The 18,553-nt window shown below is 69.4% G+C and carries 25 protein-coding genes, 1 tRNA gene and 1 riboswitch; of the genes, 21 read left to right on the top strand and 5 right to left on the bottom strand.

What is annotated here, in order from left to right; all coding sequences use genetic code 11:
- Window positions 1–59: 59 nt before the first annotated feature.
- Window positions 60–124, top strand: a riboswitch (guanidine-III (ykkC-III) riboswitch).
- A 10-nt stretch (window positions 125–134) separates the two neighbouring features.
- Window positions 135–458: a multidrug efflux SMR transporter gene (locus QE454_RS17035; RefSeq protein WP_307459383.1), complete on the top strand. Its 324-nt coding sequence runs from the start codon at window positions 135–137 to the stop codon at window positions 456–458.
- A 131-nt stretch (window positions 459–589) separates the two neighbouring features.
- On the top strand, window positions 590–1,903 hold the full coding sequence (locus tag QE454_RS17030; RefSeq protein ID WP_210072004.1) for a hypothetical protein: 1,314 nt from the start codon (window positions 590–592) through the stop codon (window positions 1,901–1,903).
- A gap of 67 nt (window positions 1,904–1,970) precedes the next feature.
- Here QE454_RS17030 and QE454_RS17025 read toward each other — a convergent pair whose 3' ends face one another.
- Window positions 1,971–2,255, bottom strand: a complete 285-nt coding sequence (locus tag QE454_RS17025) for a hypothetical protein (RefSeq protein ID WP_267786498.1) — start codon at window positions 2,253–2,255, stop codon at window positions 1,971–1,973.
- 129 nt (window positions 2,256–2,384) lie between these two features.
- Between QE454_RS17025 and QE454_RS17020 the strand changes: the two genes are divergently transcribed.
- From QE454_RS17020 to QE454_RS17000, 5 genes are all read left to right on the top strand, one after another.
- Entirely contained in the window at window positions 2,385–3,560 is a 1,176-nt protein-coding gene (locus tag QE454_RS17020; RefSeq protein WP_307459390.1) for an ATP-binding protein, read from the top strand.
- Window positions 3,561–3,687: 127 nt separating this feature from the next.
- Window positions 3,688–4,191 carry an SRPBCC family protein gene (locus QE454_RS17015; protein WP_210072001.1) on the top strand — a complete coding sequence of 168 codons (504 nt, stop codon included), beginning with the start codon at window positions 3,688–3,690 and terminating at the stop codon, window positions 4,189–4,191.
- On the top strand, window positions 4,188–5,669 hold the full coding sequence (locus QE454_RS17010) for an NAD(P)/FAD-dependent oxidoreductase (protein ID WP_307459392.1): 1,482 nt from the start codon (window positions 4,188–4,190) through the stop codon (window positions 5,667–5,669). Before QE454_RS17015 ends, QE454_RS17010 begins: the two co-directional genes overlap by 4 nt.
- Window positions 5,670–5,671: 2 nt before the next feature.
- Window positions 5,672–6,496 (top strand): DNA-formamidopyrimidine glycosylase family protein, encoded by an 825-nt coding sequence (locus QE454_RS17005; protein WP_307459395.1) that lies wholly within the window; start codon window positions 5,672–5,674, stop codon window positions 6,494–6,496.
- A 9-nt stretch (window positions 6,497–6,505) separates the two neighbouring features.
- Entirely contained in the window at window positions 6,506–7,576 is a 1,071-nt protein-coding gene (locus tag QE454_RS17000) for a spore photoproduct lyase family protein (protein WP_307459398.1), read from the top strand.
- 3 nt (window positions 7,577–7,579) lie between these two features.
- Here QE454_RS17000 and QE454_RS16995 read toward each other — a convergent pair whose 3' ends face one another.
- From QE454_RS16995 to QE454_RS16985, 3 genes are all read right to left on the bottom strand, one after another.
- On the bottom strand, window positions 7,580–7,729 hold the full coding sequence (locus QE454_RS16995) for a hypothetical protein (protein WP_307459402.1): 150 nt from the start codon (window positions 7,727–7,729) through the stop codon (window positions 7,580–7,582).
- Between the two features lie 171 nt (window positions 7,730–7,900).
- Window positions 7,901–8,242, bottom strand: a complete 342-nt coding sequence (locus QE454_RS16990; RefSeq protein ID WP_210071996.1) for a hypothetical protein — start codon at window positions 8,240–8,242, stop codon at window positions 7,901–7,903.
- A gap of 1 nt (window position 8,243) precedes the next feature.
- Window positions 8,244–8,621 (bottom strand): hypothetical protein, encoded by a 378-nt coding sequence (locus QE454_RS16985; RefSeq protein WP_307459405.1) that lies wholly within the window; start codon window positions 8,619–8,621, stop codon window positions 8,244–8,246.
- Window positions 8,622–8,736: 115 nt separating this feature from the next.
- On the opposite strand from QE454_RS16985, the gene QE454_RS16980 reads away from it, so the two are divergent.
- The 8 genes from QE454_RS16980 to QE454_RS16945 all read left to right on the top strand — a co-directional run bounded on the left by QE454_RS16980 (window position 8,737) and on the right by QE454_RS16945 (window position 12,831).
- Window positions 8,737–9,291: a MarR family winged helix-turn-helix transcriptional regulator gene (locus QE454_RS16980; protein WP_210071994.1), complete on the top strand. Its 555-nt coding sequence runs from the start codon at window positions 8,737–8,739 to the stop codon at window positions 9,289–9,291.
- Window positions 9,288–9,467 (top strand): hypothetical protein, encoded by a 180-nt coding sequence (locus QE454_RS16975; protein WP_307459410.1) that lies wholly within the window; start codon window positions 9,288–9,290, stop codon window positions 9,465–9,467. Before QE454_RS16980 ends, QE454_RS16975 begins: the two co-directional genes overlap by 4 nt.
- A gap of 70 nt (window positions 9,468–9,537) precedes the next feature.
- Window positions 9,538–9,891, top strand: a complete 354-nt coding sequence (locus tag QE454_RS16970; RefSeq protein ID WP_307315782.1) for a hypothetical protein — start codon at window positions 9,538–9,540, stop codon at window positions 9,889–9,891.
- A gap of 338 nt (window positions 9,892–10,229) precedes the next feature.
- Window positions 10,230–11,399, top strand: a complete 1,170-nt coding sequence (locus QE454_RS16965) for an RtcB family protein (RefSeq protein WP_307459414.1) — start codon at window positions 10,230–10,232, stop codon at window positions 11,397–11,399.
- A 156-nt stretch (window positions 11,400–11,555) separates the two neighbouring features.
- Entirely contained in the window at window positions 11,556–11,861 is a 306-nt protein-coding gene (locus QE454_RS16960) for a hypothetical protein (RefSeq protein WP_307459418.1), read from the top strand.
- 100 nt (window positions 11,862–11,961) lie between these two features.
- Window positions 11,962–12,411 carry a hypothetical protein gene (locus QE454_RS16955; RefSeq protein WP_267786512.1) on the top strand — a complete coding sequence of 150 codons (450 nt, stop codon included), beginning with the start codon at window positions 11,962–11,964 and terminating at the stop codon, window positions 12,409–12,411.
- 82 nt (window positions 12,412–12,493) lie between these two features.
- Window positions 12,494–12,667: a hypothetical protein gene (locus QE454_RS16950; RefSeq protein ID WP_156371637.1), complete on the top strand. Its 174-nt coding sequence runs from the start codon at window positions 12,494–12,496 to the stop codon at window positions 12,665–12,667.
- Between the two features lie 91 nt (window positions 12,668–12,758).
- Window positions 12,759–12,831, top strand: a tRNA-Arg gene (locus QE454_RS16945).
- Window positions 12,832–12,881: 50 nt separating this feature from the next.
- Here the strand turns inward: QE454_RS16945 and QE454_RS16940 are convergent.
- Window positions 12,882–13,079 (bottom strand): DUF2188 domain-containing protein, encoded by a 198-nt coding sequence (locus QE454_RS16940; RefSeq protein ID WP_307459423.1) that lies wholly within the window; start codon window positions 13,077–13,079, stop codon window positions 12,882–12,884.
- 120 nt (window positions 13,080–13,199) lie between these two features.
- Between QE454_RS16940 and QE454_RS16935 the strand changes: the two genes are divergently transcribed.
- The 6 genes from QE454_RS16935 to QE454_RS16910 are packed head-to-tail and all read left to right on the top strand — an operon-like array spanning window position 13,200 to window position 18,446.
- Window positions 13,200–13,454: a DUF6458 family protein gene (locus QE454_RS16935; RefSeq protein ID WP_307459425.1), complete on the top strand. Its 255-nt coding sequence runs from the start codon at window positions 13,200–13,202 to the stop codon at window positions 13,452–13,454.
- A 31-nt stretch (window positions 13,455–13,485) separates the two neighbouring features.
- Window positions 13,486–14,640: a serine/threonine-protein kinase gene (locus QE454_RS16930; RefSeq protein ID WP_307459427.1), complete on the top strand. Its 1,155-nt coding sequence runs from the start codon at window positions 13,486–13,488 to the stop codon at window positions 14,638–14,640.
- Entirely contained in the window at window positions 14,637–15,110 is a 474-nt protein-coding gene (locus QE454_RS16925) for a hypothetical protein (protein ID WP_307459430.1), read from the top strand. Before QE454_RS16930 ends, QE454_RS16925 begins: the two co-directional genes overlap by 4 nt.
- A 54-nt stretch (window positions 15,111–15,164) precedes the next feature.
- Window positions 15,165–15,968, top strand: a complete 804-nt coding sequence (locus tag QE454_RS16920) for a transglutaminase family protein (RefSeq protein ID WP_307459432.1) — start codon at window positions 15,165–15,167, stop codon at window positions 15,966–15,968.
- Between the two features lie 39 nt (window positions 15,969–16,007).
- Window positions 16,008–17,672, top strand: coding sequence for an arginine--tRNA ligase (locus tag QE454_RS16915; RefSeq protein WP_307459434.1), 1,665 nt, complete (start codon window positions 16,008–16,010; stop codon window positions 17,670–17,672).
- Window positions 17,673–17,675: 3 nt separating this feature from the next.
- On the top strand, window positions 17,676–18,446 hold the full coding sequence (locus QE454_RS16910) for a DUF2993 domain-containing protein (protein ID WP_210071982.1): 771 nt from the start codon (window positions 17,676–17,678) through the stop codon (window positions 18,444–18,446).
- The last annotated feature ends 107 nt before the right edge of the window (window positions 18,447–18,553 follow it).

The following is an 18,553-nucleotide window of genomic DNA, read 5'->3' as shown; positions in this document are numbered from 1 at the left end:
TCGAGAGGGGCGGATGCCGCGGTGCCCGGGTTCTGCCCAGGTCGGCGCGCTACCTTCGGGACTGGACGCCCCCCGCGTCCCCGGACGAGGGATCAGTACCCGGACTGCGACAAGACTGGCCAAGGAGCACAGCCATGTCGTGGATCGTCCTCATCCTGTCCGGCGTCCTCGAGGCCGTCTGGGCCACCGCCCTCGGCCGTACCGAGGGCTTCACCAAGCTCTGGCCGAGCGTGATCTTCGGCGTCGCGCTCGTGGCGTCCATGGGCGGCCTCGCCTTCGCGATGCGCGAGATCCCCACGGGCACCGCCTATGCGGTGTGGGTCGGGATCGGCGCGGCGCTGACGATCGTGGTCGCGATGGTCAGCGGGACCGAGACCGTCTCGGTGGTCAAGGCGCTGCTCGTGCTGGGGCTGGTGGGATGCGTGGTCGGTCTGAAGCTCGTGGGCGACAGCCACTGACCAGGTCATTTTCCCGAAAGTCAACCGGATGGAACGCACGGTTTCATCCGGTACCATCCTCTCCAACTGCACTTGTCCGGGCCAGACACCGTCGTCACTCGCCCACATCTTCCCCCTGTGAAAGGTTCCGAGTGAGCGCACCGCCGAGCGAGCTTGTCTCCCCGACGCGTCCGTCGCGCGTCATCGCACGACCGAGTCGTCTCGACCGTCTGCGCGGTTCGCGCCTCGGTCGTTCCCTGCGCCAGTACGGTCACGACGTCCTCCGCAAGCCCGAGGGCATCGTCCCGATCGAGCGCGGCGCGTTCACCAAGGTCCTGATCCTGTGGGCCATCGCCCGCGTGGTCAACTTCGCGATGCTGTGGGGCTTCTACTCGATCGCCAAGGCCGCGCGCTGGGGATTCGGTCCCGACAGCGAGCGACTCGGCACCTTCTTCGACTACCTCACGGGGTGGGATGCCGACCGCTACGGTCAGATCGCCGCCCAGGGCTATCCCATGTCGTTGCCGATGAACGTCTCGGGCGACATCCTGCCCAACAACTGGGCGTTCCTCCCGGTCTTCCCGACGATGGTCCGCGTGCTCTCGGGTGCCACGGGTCTCGGCTGGCAGCCCATCGCTGTTCTCCTGAGCCTGGGGGCGAGCCTCGGCGCCACCTGGCTGCTCTTCGTGCTGATGCGCACGGTCACCAAGCCGCAGCCCGCCTGGTGGGCCGTCGTCTTCTTCTCCTTCGCCCCGATGTCGTTCCTCTTCGTGATCGGCTACAGCGAGGGCCTGTTCATGCTGCTGATGTTCGCGGGCATGCTGCTCGCGATCAAACGGCGCTACCTGTGGATCCTGCCGATCGGCCTCATCACGGCCTACACCCGTCCGGGCGTGCTGGCTCTGGGCCTGGCTCTCGGCATCGTGTTCCTCGTGCGTTTCTTCCGCCGTAAGGTCGATCCGTTCCCGATGCGGGAGTGGCTCTCGCTCATGGCATCCGGTCTCGTCATCGCCGCGGCGGGTCTGTCGTGGAACCACATCGCGCAGTACGTCACGGGCACGCACAACGCCTACATCCGCACCGAGCTCGGCTGGTGGCTGGACTACGTGGGCAACGATGAGTTCACGCCGTTCACCCCGTGGTTCCGTCAGGCGGGTACGCACCTGGGCGTCGTCGGCATCGTCCTGGTCATCGCGTTGATCGTCGCTTTCGCAGCGCTGATGTGGTCGCGCCCCGTCCGCAAGCTCGGCCTCATGGTCGTCGCCTACGGCTTCAGCTACGGCGTGTACATCTTCGCGGTGTTCCTGCCGCAGCAGAGCACGTTCCGCCTGCTCATGCCGATGGCGCCCCTGCTCGGCGACGAGCGGTGGTCGTCGACCCCGCGTCGTCGCACGGCGATCCTGGTCGGATGCCTCGTGCTCCAGGCGGTCGCGATCCTGCTGCTGTGGACGCGCGGCAACCCGTGATCCGATACTGACCTGACAAGAGGGGCGGCGCCGAGTTCGGCGCCGCCCCTCTTGTCAGGCCCCGGGGTCAGTCGGGCTGTCCGCCGGGGTCGACGGCGTCGATGACGTCCTGTTCCGCGGCGTTGTCGGCATCCATCTCCGCCGACCCCGTCGCGTCTTCGTCCGTCCGTGCGAACGCTCCGGCGGAGGAGTCCGACGCGCCGGCGGGTGCGGGCTCCGTCTCGGGCGGGAGGGGAATGGTCGGCTCCGCGGGCGTCGGAACCGTCGGCTCGGAGGGGTTCGGGGCGGTGGGCTCCGAGGGAGTGGGCTGCGAGGGGTCGGACGGGGTCTGCGGGAAGGTCGGAGTACTCATTGCTCGACTCTCCGCGGTGTGGGAGGAGTTGGCGAGCCCCTTTCCCATCGGACGGCCGCGGTGTATCCCGGTGCGGATAGGCTTTCGGGCGGGGCTTTCGGGCGGGGCTCTCAGGGACGAGGGGACCACATGTCCACGGCACATGACGTGACGAGGCGCGATGCCATCGCGCAGTACCGCTTGGTCGGCGAGCCCACCGAGCCCGACCTCCAGGGGCTCGTCGAGCTCGCCGCGACCGTGTGCAACGTGCCCACCGCGGTGATCAACATCATCGACGACCGCATGCAGCACCAGGTCGCGGCGGTCGGCATCCAGGTCGCGTCGTGCGCCCGCGAGGACTCGATGTGCGCCGCCGTCATCAGCACTCCCGGTCGCGTCGTCGTCCCCGACGCCCGTCTCGATCCGCGTTTCGCGCAGAACGCCTTCGTGACCGGCGAGATCGCCCACACGCGCTTCTACGCGTCGAGCCCCCTCATCACCCCGGCCGGTGTCGCGATCGGCACGCTCTGCGTCTTCGACACGGAGGTGGGAGAACTCTCGGATGCCAGCAGCCGCGCCCTCGATCTGCTCGCGCACCAGGTGATCGACGTTCTCGAACTGCGCCGGGTCCAGCGCGATCTGATCGAGTCCAACGCCCAACTCGAGAGTTTCGCCATGCAGGTCAGTCACGATCTGCGCAACCCCCTCACCGCGTTGACGGGCTTTCTCGAACTGGCGGCCGACAGCCCCGAGATGGTCGATGCCCCGCGCGCCGCTCAAGCGCTGGCCCGCGCGGAGGCCGCGGCCGGGCGCATGACGTCGATGGTCACCGATCTGCTCGACTTCGCTCGAATGGGCGGCGCCCGCCCGCACATGACCCAGGTCGATGTGTCCGACACGGTCGACGCCGTCCTCGAGGACCTCGACGGCGCACTCACGAACACGGGTGCCGAGGTGATGGTCGAGAGCACGTCGTTCGTGCACGCCGATGACACGCTGCTGCGGGTCCTTCTGCAGAACCTCATCGCCAACGCGGTGAAGTTCACGGTCGCGGCCGAGAGGGCACCGCGTATCGCGGTGAGCGTCGAGGTCCTCTCCGACGGGTGGCGCATCACCGTCGACGACAACGGCGATGCGCTCGACCCCGAGTTGCGCGAGCGCGTCTTCGAGCCGATGCAGCGCGGCCATGGTGCCGAGGTGCAGGGGATCGGCATCGGTCTTGCGACCTGCCGGCGCATCGTCGAGGCGCACCGCGGCACGATCGGTCTCGACGTTTCTCCCGCGGGCGGCACGCGCGCGTGGTTCGTGCTCCCGTCCGCCGCCTGAGCGCTATCGGGCGATGCGTCCGGGCGCAACCTCCGAGACGGTTGTCCGAGAGGGGCCGTAGCGTGGGCGGTGTCGGTAAGGCCATCGGGTCTTCGCCGTCGGTCCGGATGCCGAGGAGGAACGCCCCATGGCACGAAACGTGCGTCTGATGCACTGCACGCCCGACGACGTTTTCCGGGTCCTCGCGAACGGATGGCTGTATCCCCTCTGGGTGGTGGGCACCTCACGCATACGCGATGTCTCCGAGTCGTGGCCCGCCGAGGGGGCGACGCTGCACCACTCCTTCGGCTCGTGGCCGCTCGTCGTCAACGACAACACGGTCATGCGCGAGTGGGATCCGCCGCGTCGCGCGGTGCTCGAGCCCCATGGCGGACTCATCGGCGTCGCGCGCGTGGCGATCGATGTGAAGGCCCGCGGTGATCGCTGCGTCGTACGTATCCAAGAGGAGCCCGTCACGGGCCCGACGACGCTTCTGCCCGACACGGTCTTCGATGCGATCACGCGCTACCGCAACGCCGAGACCCTGCACCGCCTGGCCTATCTGGCCGAGGGCGGCGCCCCCGGATCGACGGGCGGTGCGGCGGCGCTCGGCCACGAGTCCACCGCCGAGAAGGAGCCGATCGACCGATGAGCGAGAGCTACGACGCGATCATCGTCGGCTCCGGCCCGAACGGGCTCGCCGCCGCCGTCACACTGGCTCGGTCGGGGCTTTCGGTCGCCGTGTACGAGAGGAACGACACCTTCGGCGGTGCCGCCTCGACCGCGGAACTCACCCTCCCCGGTTTCCGGCACGATGTGGGCTCAGCCGTGCATCCGCTGGCGCTGGAGTCGTGGTTCTTCCGCGAGTTCGGTCTCGACCGACGTGTTCCTCTCGTCGTCCCCGAGGTCTCGTACGCCCATCCGCTCGACGGCGGCCGCGCGGGGCTGGCGTACCGCGACCTGTCGCGAGCAGCCGAGGGACTCGGTGCCGACGGTCCGGCCTACGAGCGCCTCATGCGCCCCCTCGTCGATCACCTGCGCGGGGTCGCCGACTTCACCGGGAATGCCCTTCTCCGCGTCCCGGGTGATCCCCTCGCGGCATTCTTCTTCGGCATCCGGGCTCTCGAGCAGGGCGGGCCGTGGTGGAACGCGCGTTTCCGGGAAGAGGTCGTACCGAGCCTCATCACCGGCGTCTCGGCTCACACGATCCTGCACCAGCCGAGCCTCGCCGCCGGGGGAGCGGGCCTCGTGCTCGCCACCTACGGTCACGGCCGCGGGTGGCCGATTCCCGTCGGCGGCAGCCAGGCGATCGCCGACGCGATGATCGCCGACATCCGCGCTCACGGGGGAGTGCTGCGCGCCGGTGTCGAGGTGACCTCCCTCGACGAGCTGCCTCCGGCCCGCGCCGTGCTCCTGGACACGACCCCGCGCTCGCTGATCCGGCTCTGCGGTGACCGGATGCCGGCGTCCTACCGTCGTGTGCTCGAGAGGTTCCGCTACGGCGGCGGCGTCGCCAAGGTCGACTTCGCCCTGTCGGATCCCGTGCCGTGGGCCCACGCCGATGTCGCCCGCGCCGGCACGGTGCACATCGGCGGCACGCGCGCCGAGATCGCCGAGGCCGAGAACGCGGTGGCCCGGGGAGACCTCCCCGACGCCCCCTACGTCCTGGCCGCCCAACCGACGCTGTTCGACTCGACCCGCGCGCCCGAGGGCAAACACGTCCTGTGGGCGTACACCCACGTGCCGTCGGGGAGCCCCGCCGATCGTGAAGAGGCGGTCGTGCGTCAGATCGAGCGGTTCGCCCCGGGATTTCGCGATACCGTGCTGGCCTCGTCGTCTCGGACGGCCGTCGATATCGCGGCGTGGAACCCGAACTTCCCCGGCGGCGACATCTCGGCCGGCGCCCCCACGCTCACGCAGCTCCTGGGACGCCCGGTCTACAGCCCCGACCCCTGGCGCACACCGATGAAGGGCGTATACCTGTGCTCGTCGTCGACGAGCCCCGGCCCGGGCGTGCACGGCCTGGCGGGATGGCAGGCCGCGCTCAGCGCACTCCGGCACGAGTTCGGCACGCGCCTGCGCCCCGACCTCGCTCCCCGCGACGACCAGCTGCACGTAGCCGCACGGTAGCCGTGCCCGAGGGCGACAGCGTCTACCGACTCCGGAGACGCCTCGAGGCCGCGACCCTCGGTGCGCGCGTGCAAGACGGGGAGCTGCGGTCGGGCAACGCCGCCGGGCGCTCTCTCGGGGGTCTTCGCATCGAGGGATACGACACCTTCGGCAAGCACCTGCTCACCCGTTTCGACGACGGGTCCACCCTGCACACCCACCTGCGCATGCAGGGGAGCTGGACCATCACGCGGGCAGGGCGTTCCCTGCCGTCCGCGGTGCGCGAGACGGCGCGGGTGCGCCTACGACTCGACGACGGGCGAGAGGTGTGGGGTCTCGATCTCCCCGTCGTCGAGCTCGTCCCCACCGCGAGCGAGAGCGATGTGATCGGATACCTCGGTCCCGACCCGCTGCGCGACGACTGGGATGCCGCCGAGGCGGTGCGCCGACTCTCGTCACGCCCCGACCGGCCCTTCGTCGCGGCGCTTCTGGACCAGACCGCCGTCGCGGGGCTCGGCAACCTCTGGGTCAACGAGCTCGCCTTCCTCCGCGGCATCCACCCCTTCGCCCCCATCGGGATGACCGACCTCGACGCGCTCACGGCGCTCGCCGCACGGTGCCTGCGGATCTCGGCGACCGTGCCCGGCATGTACCAGGTCACGACCGGTGACCGCCGGAAGGGGGCGTCGCATTGGGTGGCGGGGCGCGCGGGGCGGCCCTGCCTGCGTTGCGGAACCCGCGTGCGGGTGCGCGACGAGGTGCAGAACGACCCCGAGCAGCGGCGGACCTGGTGGTGCCCGCGCTGCCAGCCGATGCCCGGCGCCACCGATGTCGGAACCCCCGAGTAGAACAGGACCATGCCTGTCGAGCGCAAGGATCTGCTGCGCGTCACCCGCATCTACGCGGAGGACGCTGCTCTCGAGCTCGAGCGCGGCCGGGAGATCGTCGCGCGCTGGCCCGAGGCCGACATCGTGCCCATCGCTTCGCACTGGCAGATCCCCGAGGTGCACGGCGACGAGACCAACGTCGCGCGCTGGGTGCGCATCAAGACCGAGGCGCTGGTGCTGGGTGTGAAGAAGAGCGTGACGACGCGGGTGAACGGGCGATCCGCCGACTTCATCGCCCCGTCGCTCTCGAACGGCTGCGCGATGGCGTGCAGTTACTGCTACGTGCCGAGGCGCAAGGGGTACAGCAACCCCATCACGGTCTTCGCGAACATCGACCAGATCAGCCGGCATCTCGCGCGGCATGTGGCGGCGCGCGGGCCGAAAACCGAGCCGAACCAGTGCGATCCCGATTCCTGGGTCTACGACATCGGCGAGAACGGCGACTGCTCCGTCGACGCGATGATCAGCGACAACGTACGCGACGTCTGTGAGCTCTTCCGCATGACGCCCACCGCGAAGGCGTCTTTCGCGACGAAGTTCGTCAACCGCGACATGCTGGATTGGGACCCGGCGGGGCGGACGCGCATCCGCTTCTCGCTCATGCCCGCGGCCACGGCGAAGGTCACCGACCTGCGCACCTCGCCCATGGCCGCCCGGATCGCGGCCATCAACGATTTCGTCGACGCCGGGTACGAGGTGCACGTCAACTTCTCACCCGTCATCCTCACCCCGACGTGGCTGGCCGACTGGGCGGAGCTGTTCGACCAGCTCGACGCCGCCCTCCATGCCCGGGCGAAGGCACAACTCGCGTGCGAGGTGATCTTCCTCACTCACAACGAAGGGCTCCACGAGGTCAACCTCGGGTGGCATCCGAAGGGGGAAGAACTCCTGTGGACTCCCGCCGTCCAAGAAGAGAAGAGGTCGCAGAACGGGGCGGTGAACGTGCGCTATCGCCATCCGCTCAAGGCGCAAGCGGTTGCCGCTCTGGGCGACCTCATCGCGCTCAAGCTCCCGTATTGCCGGGTGCGGTACGCGTTCTGACGATCAGTCGATGCGGCCGGTGGGCGACCCCTCGGTGGTGACCGCCTCGTCGGCATCCTGCTGGGCTGCGGCGCCCTCTTCGGGAGACTCGCTTCCCGCCCCGGAGGAGTCGTGGTCGGGTGCGTCGTTCGCGCGTCCGTCGTGATGCGTCATGGTCATCCTCTTCGTCGTCGGTGTGGAGCGACGGTGTCACGGACCACCGTCCGTGTCCAGGGGGTGGACGCTCTCACAGGGGACGAACGCCGAAGCGCTCGGTGAAGTCCGCGCTCGCGGCATCCTCGAAATCGTCTGCTTCGTCGCGAAGCTCGATGTCGCCCACGACCATCACAGGTACGGTGCCAAGGCGCCGGCGGTCAACGCGAGGGCGAGGGTCGTACCGCCCACGCCGGTAGCGGTGAGCACGGTCGCGCGCTCGAACCGGCGACGGCGCGAGACGTTCGCCGGGTGAGTGGTCGAACGCAGCGACGCCTTGGCCGTGTCGAGGGTGTCGTAGCGGCCGACCGGTACGCCGTGAGCATCGCGGGAGACGAACCCACCGGCGACCTGGTCGACGCAGCCGAAATACTCGCCGCCGCGGTGAGCGACCCAGAAACCGGTGTCGACCTTCGCCCACAGGACGCGGGCCGCCGTCAGGGGAGCGGGGGACGTGGACGTCGGGGTCGTCATGTCAGGCCGCCGCGGAAAGGGTACGGCGGGCGGGGACGCTGGCGCGGACCGTCTGCGGACGCTGTGCACTGTCGCTCGCGGGAATCTCGACCTCGAGGTCGACGACGAGACCGGCCGAGGAGTTGGCCATGTCGGCCATGTTCTTCAGCGCGGTGGAATTGAGGGTCTCGGGCTCAGCGGAGTCGAAGACGAAGCGCAGAGGGATGGCGGGCTGCAGCCACAGGGTGGAGCGGCCGGGGGCGCCGTCTACGTGCGTCCAGCTGAGCGTGAAGCTTTCGCTGCGTCGAAGCTTGGTGGTCGTGACGACCTTGATGTGGGAGAGCAGGCGATCCGGGATCTGGATCGAGTCGGTCGAGGTGCCGTAGAACAGGTGGCCCATGGGGTACTCCCTTCGAAAGCGATTAACTGCACTTAGAACATACTAGGCTAGTAACTAGTTTGTCTAACTATTATTTCCGAGGTATAGTCGCGGGAAGAGCGGGGAGGAGTGTTTCATGACGGACATCGAAACCACGTCCCTTCGCCCCGCGCCCGCGGACGCAGCCGAAGAGGTCACGTACTGGTACGGCGACGAGCCGTCCGATCGGCGCCACCGCAGCAAGGCCGTTCTCGAAGCCCTTCGCATCTATCGCGCGGCCGAGGTAGCGATGCGCCGTCGTACGCGCGACTCGATGTCGATGGGCGAGAACGAACTCCTCGTCCTGCGATACCTGCTGCGCGACGCCAACCGTCAGGTGCGACCGGGGGAGCTCACCCGCTATCTCGGTCTCTCGACCGCCTCGACCACGGCGATCCTCGACCGGCTCGAACGCTCGGGGCACGTTACCCGGGCGGCGAACCCCGACGACCGGCGCAGCATCTTCATCCAGGCCACCCCCCGCGCGCACACCGAGGTGCGGCAGACGCTCGGTAACATGCACGATCGCATGCTCGCGGCCGTCATCGACATGACGCCCGACGAGTCTGCCGCGGTGGTCGCGTTCCTCCGACGCATGAGCGACGCGGTGGACGGCGTCGCGGTAGAGCACCCGGCGGTCGATTCCCCGTGATCTACGTGCTCGTCGGCGGCCCGCGCGACGGACAGCACGTGGACGACCTGCCTCGCGCCTATCGCCTGTCCCTCAGCGATCCCCAACCCGAACCCTTCGGAGATTTCGACACCGTCCGCGCGGTGTGGTTCGAGTTGGACGAGACCATGTTCCGCTCGCCCCAGCGTCGCGGCTGAGGGTCTATCTCACGCTCGCTCGACGAGCAAGCCACCCTGCGTCGGTCCTCACGACCCGCACAGTAGGCGTATGCGATGCGTGACCTATGCCGGCGAGACCGTGATCACCACCGACGACGTCGCCGCGTCGTTGATCGAGTTGACCGCGGCGGTGGCGAAGGAGGGGCAGTCCGAGGCCGTGAGCATCCCCATCGTCACGGAGGACAAGAAGGTCGCTCAGGCGGAGCTCGTGATCGGGGTCGGAAACGACGTGCTCTCCGCCCCGCTGGACTGGCACGAAGAAGAGCCGGATTTCTCGCACGCGGCCGCCGAGCTCGAGAAGCACCGGCTCTTCCCGCGTCCGCACCTTCGAGCTGTCGAACCTGTTTCCGACGCCGACGACGAGCTTCTCGATTACGACTTCGATCGGCCGACCGAGGCTTGAGTCGACGGGGTGAGGTTCGCCCGCTCCGCCCACGACCGCCGGGAGCCTTGTCATCGGCTCCCGGCATCCGCTATGGTCTCAAGTCCGTGCCACTCGGCACGGTGAGCCGAGGAAAGACGAGACCATGACCGCGATGCGCGATCTGCGTCCGGAGCAGCAGGGCAATTACCTGCCGTTCCTGCTCTCGTCGTACCCTCCGGCGCCGGTCGTCTAGACATCTGTCTCGTTTCGCCCCGCCCCGTCAGGTCGGGGCGTTTCTCTTTCCACCGTGTGGGGGAGTGCCTCGTCCGCAGGCTCGACTCCCCGCGCTTCGGCGCACCACACGAAGGAAAGGATCCATGCACAAGCTCACCGAACGGCTGGTGTCGTGGGCGAGCCTGATCGATGACAAGACCATCGAGCAGGCCCGTACCTCGTCCCGGATGCCGTTCATCCACCCCCATCTGGCCCTCATGCCCGACGCCCACCTGGGCCTGGGCGCGACGGTCGGGTCGGTCATCCCGACGCTCGGCGCCATCATGCCCGCGGCCGTCGGCGTCGACATCGGCTGCGGCATGATCGCCGTCAAGACGCAGTTCCACGCCTCCGCCTTCGACGGATTGGACCTCGCGGAGCTGCGGCAGCAGATCGAGCGTGCCATCCCGCTCTCGGCCGGTCGTGACAACCGCAAGATCGTCGCGACCGCCGAGCCGCGGGTGGCCGAGCTCGAGGAGCTCGCCGACGATGCCGGATTCGACCCCGCGTCGTACGCCGGCCACTGGCGGCACCAGCTCGGGTCGCTGGGCAGCGGCAACCACTTCATCGAGATCTCGCTGGACGAGAACGACGACGTGTGGATGTTCCTGCACTCCGGCTCGCGCGGCGTCGGCAACCGCATCGCGCAACACCACATCAAGGTGGCGCAGCGGCTCGCGAAGCAGTGGTGGATCGAGCTTCCGCATCCCGACCTGGCCTACCTCGTCGAGGGCACGCCGGAGTTCACCCGGTACATCAGCGAGCTCCGGTGGGCGCAGCATTTCGCCCTGCTCAACCGCGAAGAGATGATGGACCGCGTCGCGAACCAGCTCGGGCGATTCCTCGACGCCCCCGTCGAAGAGCGCGAGCGGATCAACTGCCATCACAACTTCACCGAGTCCGAAAGGCACTTCGGCAAGCAGGTGTGGGTGTCGCGCAAGGGCGCGATCATGGCCGACGCCGGTCGTCCGGGCCTCATCCCGGGGTCGATGGGCACGGCCTCGTACGTCGTCGAGGGTCGGGGCAACCCCGTCGCGCTGAACTCGTCGCCGCACGGCGCGGGTCGTGAATACTCGCGGTCGGCCGCCCGCAAGACCTTCACGCGCGAACAGCTGCGCGAAGCGATGGTGGGGATCGAGTACCGAGACACCGACGCGTTCATCGATGAGATCCCGCAGGCCTACAAGCCGATCGACCGGGTCATGGCCGATGCCGCCGACCTGGTCACGGTGCGGCACACGCTGCGCCAGATCGTCAATGTGAAGGGCGACTGACGGATGCCATGGCTGCCACGCCGCAGCCATGGCATCCGCCGTTCGGCCGGGGTGGAATACATCGCTCGGGGGATGCGCGGACGGACGTCGTTTCGCGACGATGGGGAAGAGCTCGCGAAGCCGCGCGGGCGGACACTTCCCCCGGAGTGAAGATTCATGACCCCTGATCGTGCCCAGACCATCGACCATCATCCCGACCCCTCCGACCGGAGTGAACGCCAGAGCACGTGCATCCGCCTCGCTCAGGCCCGCCTGGCGGCTTTCGTGGAGAGCACGGCAGACGACGTCGACGAGACCTCGGACGCGGCCGTGACCGCGCTTCGCTCCGCGGTGTCGTCGGGTGCCGACCTCGACCGCATCTCCGCCGAGCTCGAGGTGAGCACCGGTGCGATTCAGGCGATCGTCGACGGCTCGGTGCCGCTGCGCAGTCTGCATCCCGACGACCGGCTCCGGCGGGACTGAGGCCGGGCTCCCGGGCCATGTCCCTGGGTTCGCTGCGCGGCGGACCCTGTTCGCGTCTGCGGGGTTACGCTCGGGGCAGGACGACGGCGGAGGCGGCGAGATGGGCGAGCGCAGGTTCGAATGGGGCGGTCTCAGCGCCGACCGCGGTGACTACGTGACCGCGGCCGAAGCGCTGGCCATGCTCGAGGTGCTCGTCATCGCCCAGGCCGACCTCGATGTCACGACCGAGCTGCGTGACGGTGCCGCCTGGGCGCGGTTCTCGCGCGGAAAGCGCTGGGCCGTCGTGTCGACGCCCGGCTCGCGGTGGTTCTCGGTCGAGACCGACACGGGTCACCGCCTGCAGATCGTCGACGCCAACACCTCCAAAGACCAGAGCGCTCAGCTGCTCGCCGTCCACGTCGACGTCGCCGAGGCGTACGTCCGCGGCGAGGCCGAGCCGGTGCGAAGCGGAGGACTCGGCGGTTCGGTGCTCGCGGTCGACGTGAACGGTCGACAGGTGCTGCTGACGCAGTCCGTCGGGCGTCGCGTGCGCGGTCTGTTCGGTCGCTAGGCCCGGCGGACGCTTCGGTCAAGCCGGTGTTCCCCGTCGGCGCTCTTGACAGGCTGGAGAGGTACGCGACGAAGGGAATCCCATGAGCGACCCGCAGAACTCCGCACCGGCCGACGATGCCGCCGACCTCGGCGACGACCCCACGGTCAAGCCGAGCCAGGAGAACGACGTCGACGAGGAAGCCAAGGCTCCCTCCAAAGACGACCCGAATGCCGACCACCAGGCGACGGGCATCGGAGTCATCGGCGACGAGTGATCCGGATGCCGCGGGGCGGGCGTCGCGACAAGCCGATGGCCGCTCCGCGGGTCAGGCTCGACCGCTCCACGGTGCTAATCTTGACCGGTCCGCCTCCGTAGCTCAGGGGATAGAGCGTTGGTTTCCGGTACCAAAGGTCGCTGGTTCGATTCCAGTCGGGGGCACATCGAGAAGGCCGCGATCGTCACGATCGCGGCCTTCGGTCTTGCCGGGGTCAGCCCTCGTCGGTGACGGACCCGGTGGGCTCGGCGTCTTCGACGATGTGCCGCGAACCGAGCTCGTCCGCGACGGCCCGCCCTTGATCGACGGCTTCCTCGCGGCTGGAGAAGCTCGCCGAGAGCTCGGGTCGGCCCTCGACAGCGTTCTCCCACTGGCCTCGGTTCGATCGGGTGGTCACGTCGTTCTGGCTCATGGCATCCATGTCACACCCCGGGACGGGGGCACCGCCCCCGTCTTGACAGGCGTTGTCAAGACCGTCACGGGGTTCCGCAGGATGCTGCGATGCTGAGGAGACCTTCGGAAGGGGTCTGTCATGAGTGTTGGAGCCGGTATCGCGCTTTTCGTCGTCGGTGCCATCCTCGCCTTCGCGGTCAACCTCCCGAACGACTTCGTCGATCTCACCACGATCGGCTACATCATGATGGGCGCGGGCGTCGTCGTCTTCCTCATCGGGGTCGCGATGCTGGTTCGTCGTCGCCAAACCGATACGGTCACCCGTACCGAAGGAGTGGGGGCGGCGCAGGTCACGCGCTCGAGCACGCGCTCCTCGAACGACGACCTCGTCTGAGCCCCGCGGGGTCGATCCCCGGAGAGCTGATATGACCGAACCCACTCCCACCGTCGCGTACGACCCTGCCGTCGACGACCTGTTCGATGGGCGCTATCGCCTCGGGCGCGTCCTCGGCCAGGGCGGTTACGCGCGTGTCTACGAAGCCGTCGACACCGCTCTCGAACGCACCCTCGCCCTCAAGGTGATCGACGGCGACGGCGCCGACCCCTCCGACGTGGCCCGCGTGCGCTCCGAGATCCGGCTGCTCGCGTCCCTGTCGCACCCCTCCCTGGTCACGCTGTACGACGCCAAGCTCGACGCGCAGCCGGCCTACCTGGCGATGGAACTCATCGCCGGACCGACCCTCACCGACCGCATAGCGCGCGGACCGCTTCCGGGGCCCGATGTCGCCCGCATCGGTCGCGAGATCGCCGAGGCGTTCGCCGTCATCCACGGTCGCGGCATCGTCCACCGCGACGTGAAGCCCTCGAACATCCTCATCCGACCCGCCGCCCACGCCGGCGAGAGCCCGCGCGCGACCCTCGCCGACTTCGGTATCGCCTCGCTCGTCGGGGCGACACGCGTCACCCGAGCCGACACGGTCATCGGCACCGCGGCGTACCTCAGCCCCGAGCAAGCGCGCGGGATGCCCGCCGGCCCCGCGAGCGACGTCTACGCTCTCGGACTCGTCCTGCTCGAGGCGCTGACCGGCTCCCGCCCCTTCGGGTCCCGCACGCCGCACGAAGCGCTCGCGGCGCGGCTCGTCGGTCCTCCCGAGATCCCCGCGCAGATCCCGCCTGCGTGGCGTGGAGTTCTCGAGCGGATGACCGCGATCGAGCCGAACGAGAGACCGGATGCCACGGGCCTCATCTCCGAGCTCGGCACCCTCTCGGGGGTGACGGTGCCCGTATCGGCCCCGGCGAAGCCGGCCTCGCCTCTTTCGACGGCCGCCCTCACCGGCAGCACCGGCCCCACACGCGTCTTCGAGCCGTCCGTGAACCCGACTCGGCGCCGGGCCGAGAGAAAGCCCTCGCGTCGCGCGTTCGTCATCGGCGCTGTCGTTGCGGTTCTCCTGGCCGCCGGAGGCGTCGGCATCGCCGCAGCTGTCGGTTCCGGGGGCGGGGCCGACGAGCCCGCTCTGCCGTCCCTTCCCCAGCCCCTCGACCAGCACATGGACGACCTCTGGAAGCAGGTGGGTCCGTGATCCGCCGCGCCGCCCCCGCCGCGGGCCTCCTCCTCGTCGCGGTCATCGTCCTCACGGCGTGCACCCCGCCGGCTGCGACCCCCACGGCCTGGCAGCAGAACGTGCAGACCGTGGCCGATCAGGCCTCCGGTGGCGACTACGCCTCGGCTCTCGCGAGCCTGGATGCTCTCGAGGCCGACGTGGTCGCCCGTCGTGACGCCGGCGAGATCTCCGCGGACGAAGCCGACGGCATCCTGAGTCGGATCGCCACCGTCCGAGCCGACCTGACCTCCCTCGTGCCGACGCCGACGCCGACGCCCACAACGGATCCCGCGCCCACACAGTCGTCGGACACGGTCGTCGACGACGGTGGTGACGAGCCCGCCCAGCCGGCTCCGGACGACCAGAGTCCCGGCGGAAAAGACGACAAGGGACCGGGCAACGGCAATGGCAATGGCAACGGCAAAGGCCCCGGCAAGAAAGACGGCTGAGCCGCTTCGCCCGAGGCGCGCCGAGGGGGTCGGAACGCGTGCGAGGATTGCCCGGTGCCGCGCCGCGTGACCGCAGAACTCGACCTCGATCTCGGGGCCTCCGTCGACCTCATCTTCCAGATCACCGCCGCGCAGGGAGCTCCCCTGGCGAGCGAGAATCTGACATTCGCACAGGGAGACCGTCTCTACGCACCGACCGAGCTCGTCGACCCGTCCGGCAGTCGACTCCATCGGCTCACCGCCGACCAGGGGCCCCTCTCGGTGCGCTACGAAGCGCTCGTCTCGGGTCCAGCCCAGAGCCCCCGCACGAGCGATCTCGAGACCATCGGCTATCTGCGGCCGAGCCGCTACTGCCAGTCCGACGAGGTGTTCGCCCAGGCGCGGCGTCAGTTCCGCGGTCTGTCAGGGCGCGAGCTCCTGGCCGCGGTGTCGGACTTCGTGGCATCCACCGTCACGTACACGCCCGGGCTCAGCATGGGCACCGACAGTGCCGTGACGACCCTCTCGACCGGTCAGGGCGTGTGCCGTGACTACGCCCACGTCGTGATCGCCCTCCTGCGCGCGATGGACGTGCCGGCTCGCTACGCGGCGTGCTTCGCCCCCGGGCTCGACCCGATGGACTTCCACGCCGTCGCCGAGGCGTACCTCGACGGGGCCTGGTACGTCATCGACGCCACGCGCCTCGCCGACCGCCGCTCGCTCGTGCGGATCGCCACGGGACGCGACGCGGCCGACTGCGCCTTCCTCAGCTTCCACGGCGGCTATGTCGGTCTGGAGCGGATGCGCGTGGATGCCGTGCTCGAAGACGCCCCCGCTGCGGAGCCCGACGACCACGAGGCCCTGGTGCAGATCGCCTGACGCGGGCTCCCCGGCGACGCGCTCTAGACTTGACGGGTTATGGATCCCGCAGCCCTCTCCGCCGCCCTGCTCGCCGTCATCGCCCCGCTCGCCGAGGCGCGACGAGAGGGATCCTCGGCCGGGATCACCGCCGCCGACCTTCCGCTCGAGCGGCCCAAGAACCGCGACCACGGCGACTGGGCGTCGAACGCCGCCCTGAAGCTGTCCAAGGTCATCGGGGTCAACCCCCGTGAGTTCGCGGCAGAGATCGCCGCGGGCCTCGAATCCGTCGACGGCATCGCGAGCGTCGAGGTCGCCGGCCCCGGCTTCATCAACATCCGCCTGGACGCCGCGGCCGCCGGTGCGCTGGCCCGCACGATCGTCGAGCAGGGCGCCGCGTTCGGCACGAACGACAGTCAGCGCGGGAACACGATCAATCTCGAGTTCGTCAGCGCCAACCCGACCGGTCCCCTGCACATCGGCCACACCCGCTGGGCGGCCCTGGGCGACGCGATCGCCCGCGTTCTGCTCGCGAGCGGCGCGACGCTGGTCCGCGAGTTCTACATCAACGACGCCGGTGCGCAGATGGAGCGATTCGGCCGCTCGGTGGTCGCCGCCATCGCCGGTGAGCCGACACCCGAAGACGGCTACGGCGGCGCCTACATCGCCGCTCTCGCCGAGCGTGTGCAGGCGGCCCGCACCGACATCCTCGATCTCGACCGCGCGGAGCAGATCTCGGTCGCCACCGAGCTCGCCTACGGCTTCCAGCTCGGCGAGATCCAGGCCTCGCTCGCGCGCTTCAACGTGCACTTCGACGTCTGGTTCTCGGAGCGCGACCTGCACGCCGGCATCGAGGGCCAGCCGAGCCTCGTCGACGAGGCTGTCGACCGCCTGCGCGAGCAGGGCCACGTTTTCGACGAGGACGACGCCGTGTGGGTGCGCACGACCGACTTCGGCGACGACAAGAACCGCGTCATCCGGCGCTCGAACGGCGAGTACACCTACTTCGCCGCCGACGCCGCCTACTACCTCAACAAGGGCGACCGCGGGTTCGCTCACAAGATCTACCTGCTCGGCGCCGACCACCACGGCTACGTTCACCGCCTCAAGGCGCTCGCCGGAGCCGCGGGCGACGACCCCGAGAAGGACATCGAGGTGCTCATCGGGCAGCTCGTCTCGATCAACGGGGCACGCCTGTCCAAGCGGGCGGGAAACATCGTCGAGCTCGACGACCTGCAGGCGTGGCTCGGAACCGACGCCCTGCGCTACTCGCTCGCGCGTTACCCGGCCGACTCGCCGCTGACGCTGGACCCCGAGATCCTGCAGAAGCGCACGAACGACAACCCCGTCTTCTACGTGCAGTACGCCCACGCGCGCACGCACAATGTCGCGCGCAATGCCGCGGACTCCGGCGTCGACCGTTCAGAGTTCGCCCCCGAGCTGCTCGACCACGAGACCGAGTCGGCGCTCCTGGGCGCACTGCAGGAGTACCCGCGCATCGTCGCGTACGCCGCCGAGGTGCGCGAGCCGCACCGCGTCGCGCGTTACCTCGAGGAGCTCGCCGGGCTGTACCACCGCTGGTACGACAACTGCCGTGTCATCCCGCTCGGCGACGCCCCCGTCGAGTCCGTGCACCGCACGCGCCTGTGGCTGAACGACGCCACCGGCCAGGTGCTGCGAAACGGCCTCGATCTGCTCGGGGTCAGCGCTCCGGAGCGGATGTAGAGCATGACGGATGCCACGGCCCCCCGCCGCCGCACCGGTCGCTGGATCGCCGTCCTCGTGGTCGTCGTCGTCCTGCTCGCCGGGGCGGTCGTGGCAGCGGAGTTCATCGCCCGCTCGGTCGTGACCAGCACCGTGCGCTCGCTCGTCGTGAAGAACGTCGGCCTGCCCGACGATCAGAACGTCGACGTGTCGGTGTCGGGTCTGGTCCTGCCGCAGCTGCTGGGCGGACGCCTCGACGAGGTCGCCGTGTCGTCGAACGACGTGACCCTCGGTCCCATCACCGGCGACGTCCGCGTCGACCTGCGCGGGGTCCCCGTCTCGGGCGACGCCGCGGCGGACGGCGGGGTGGCCTCGGTGCGCCTCGACCAGGATCACCTCAAGACTCTGCTCGCCGAGGTCCCGGATCTCCCGGCCAGTACCGTCACCATGGCCGCCCCCGATGTGAATCTCGAGACCTCGCTCTCACTGTTCGGCATTGCGATCCCGGTCGGCGTCGGGGTCACCCCCGGTGCCGCCGAAGGCGATCTGACGTTGACCCCGTCGTCGTTCCAGGTGGGCGGCAACGCGATCGATGCCGATACCCTCCGCGGCCAGTTCGGCAGCGTGGCTGATTCCTTGCTCAAGACGACGAGCCTCTGCATCGCCGACCGCCTCCCGCGGGGGCTCACCCTGACCTCGGCCACCGTCCAGGGGCAGGATCTCGTGGCGACGTTCGACGTGGCCGGCGGCATCCTGAACGATCCCGCCCTGCAGAGCGACGGCGCCTGCGGCTGACCGCCCGGCTCGACACGGAGCATCGCCCGGACGTCCGCGTGTGCGTTCCTCCCGGTCGCGTGCCGCGACGCCCGCGCCCCTTCGGAACCGAGACAGCAGGGGCGGTC

This window comes from Microbacterium sp. SORGH_AS_0454, assembly GCF_031453395.1.
GTDB lineage: Bacteria > Actinomycetota > Actinomycetes > Actinomycetales > Microbacteriaceae > Microbacterium.
Note: the sequence above shows the minus strand (reverse complement) of the source record. Positions and strands in the feature narration are given on the sequence as shown.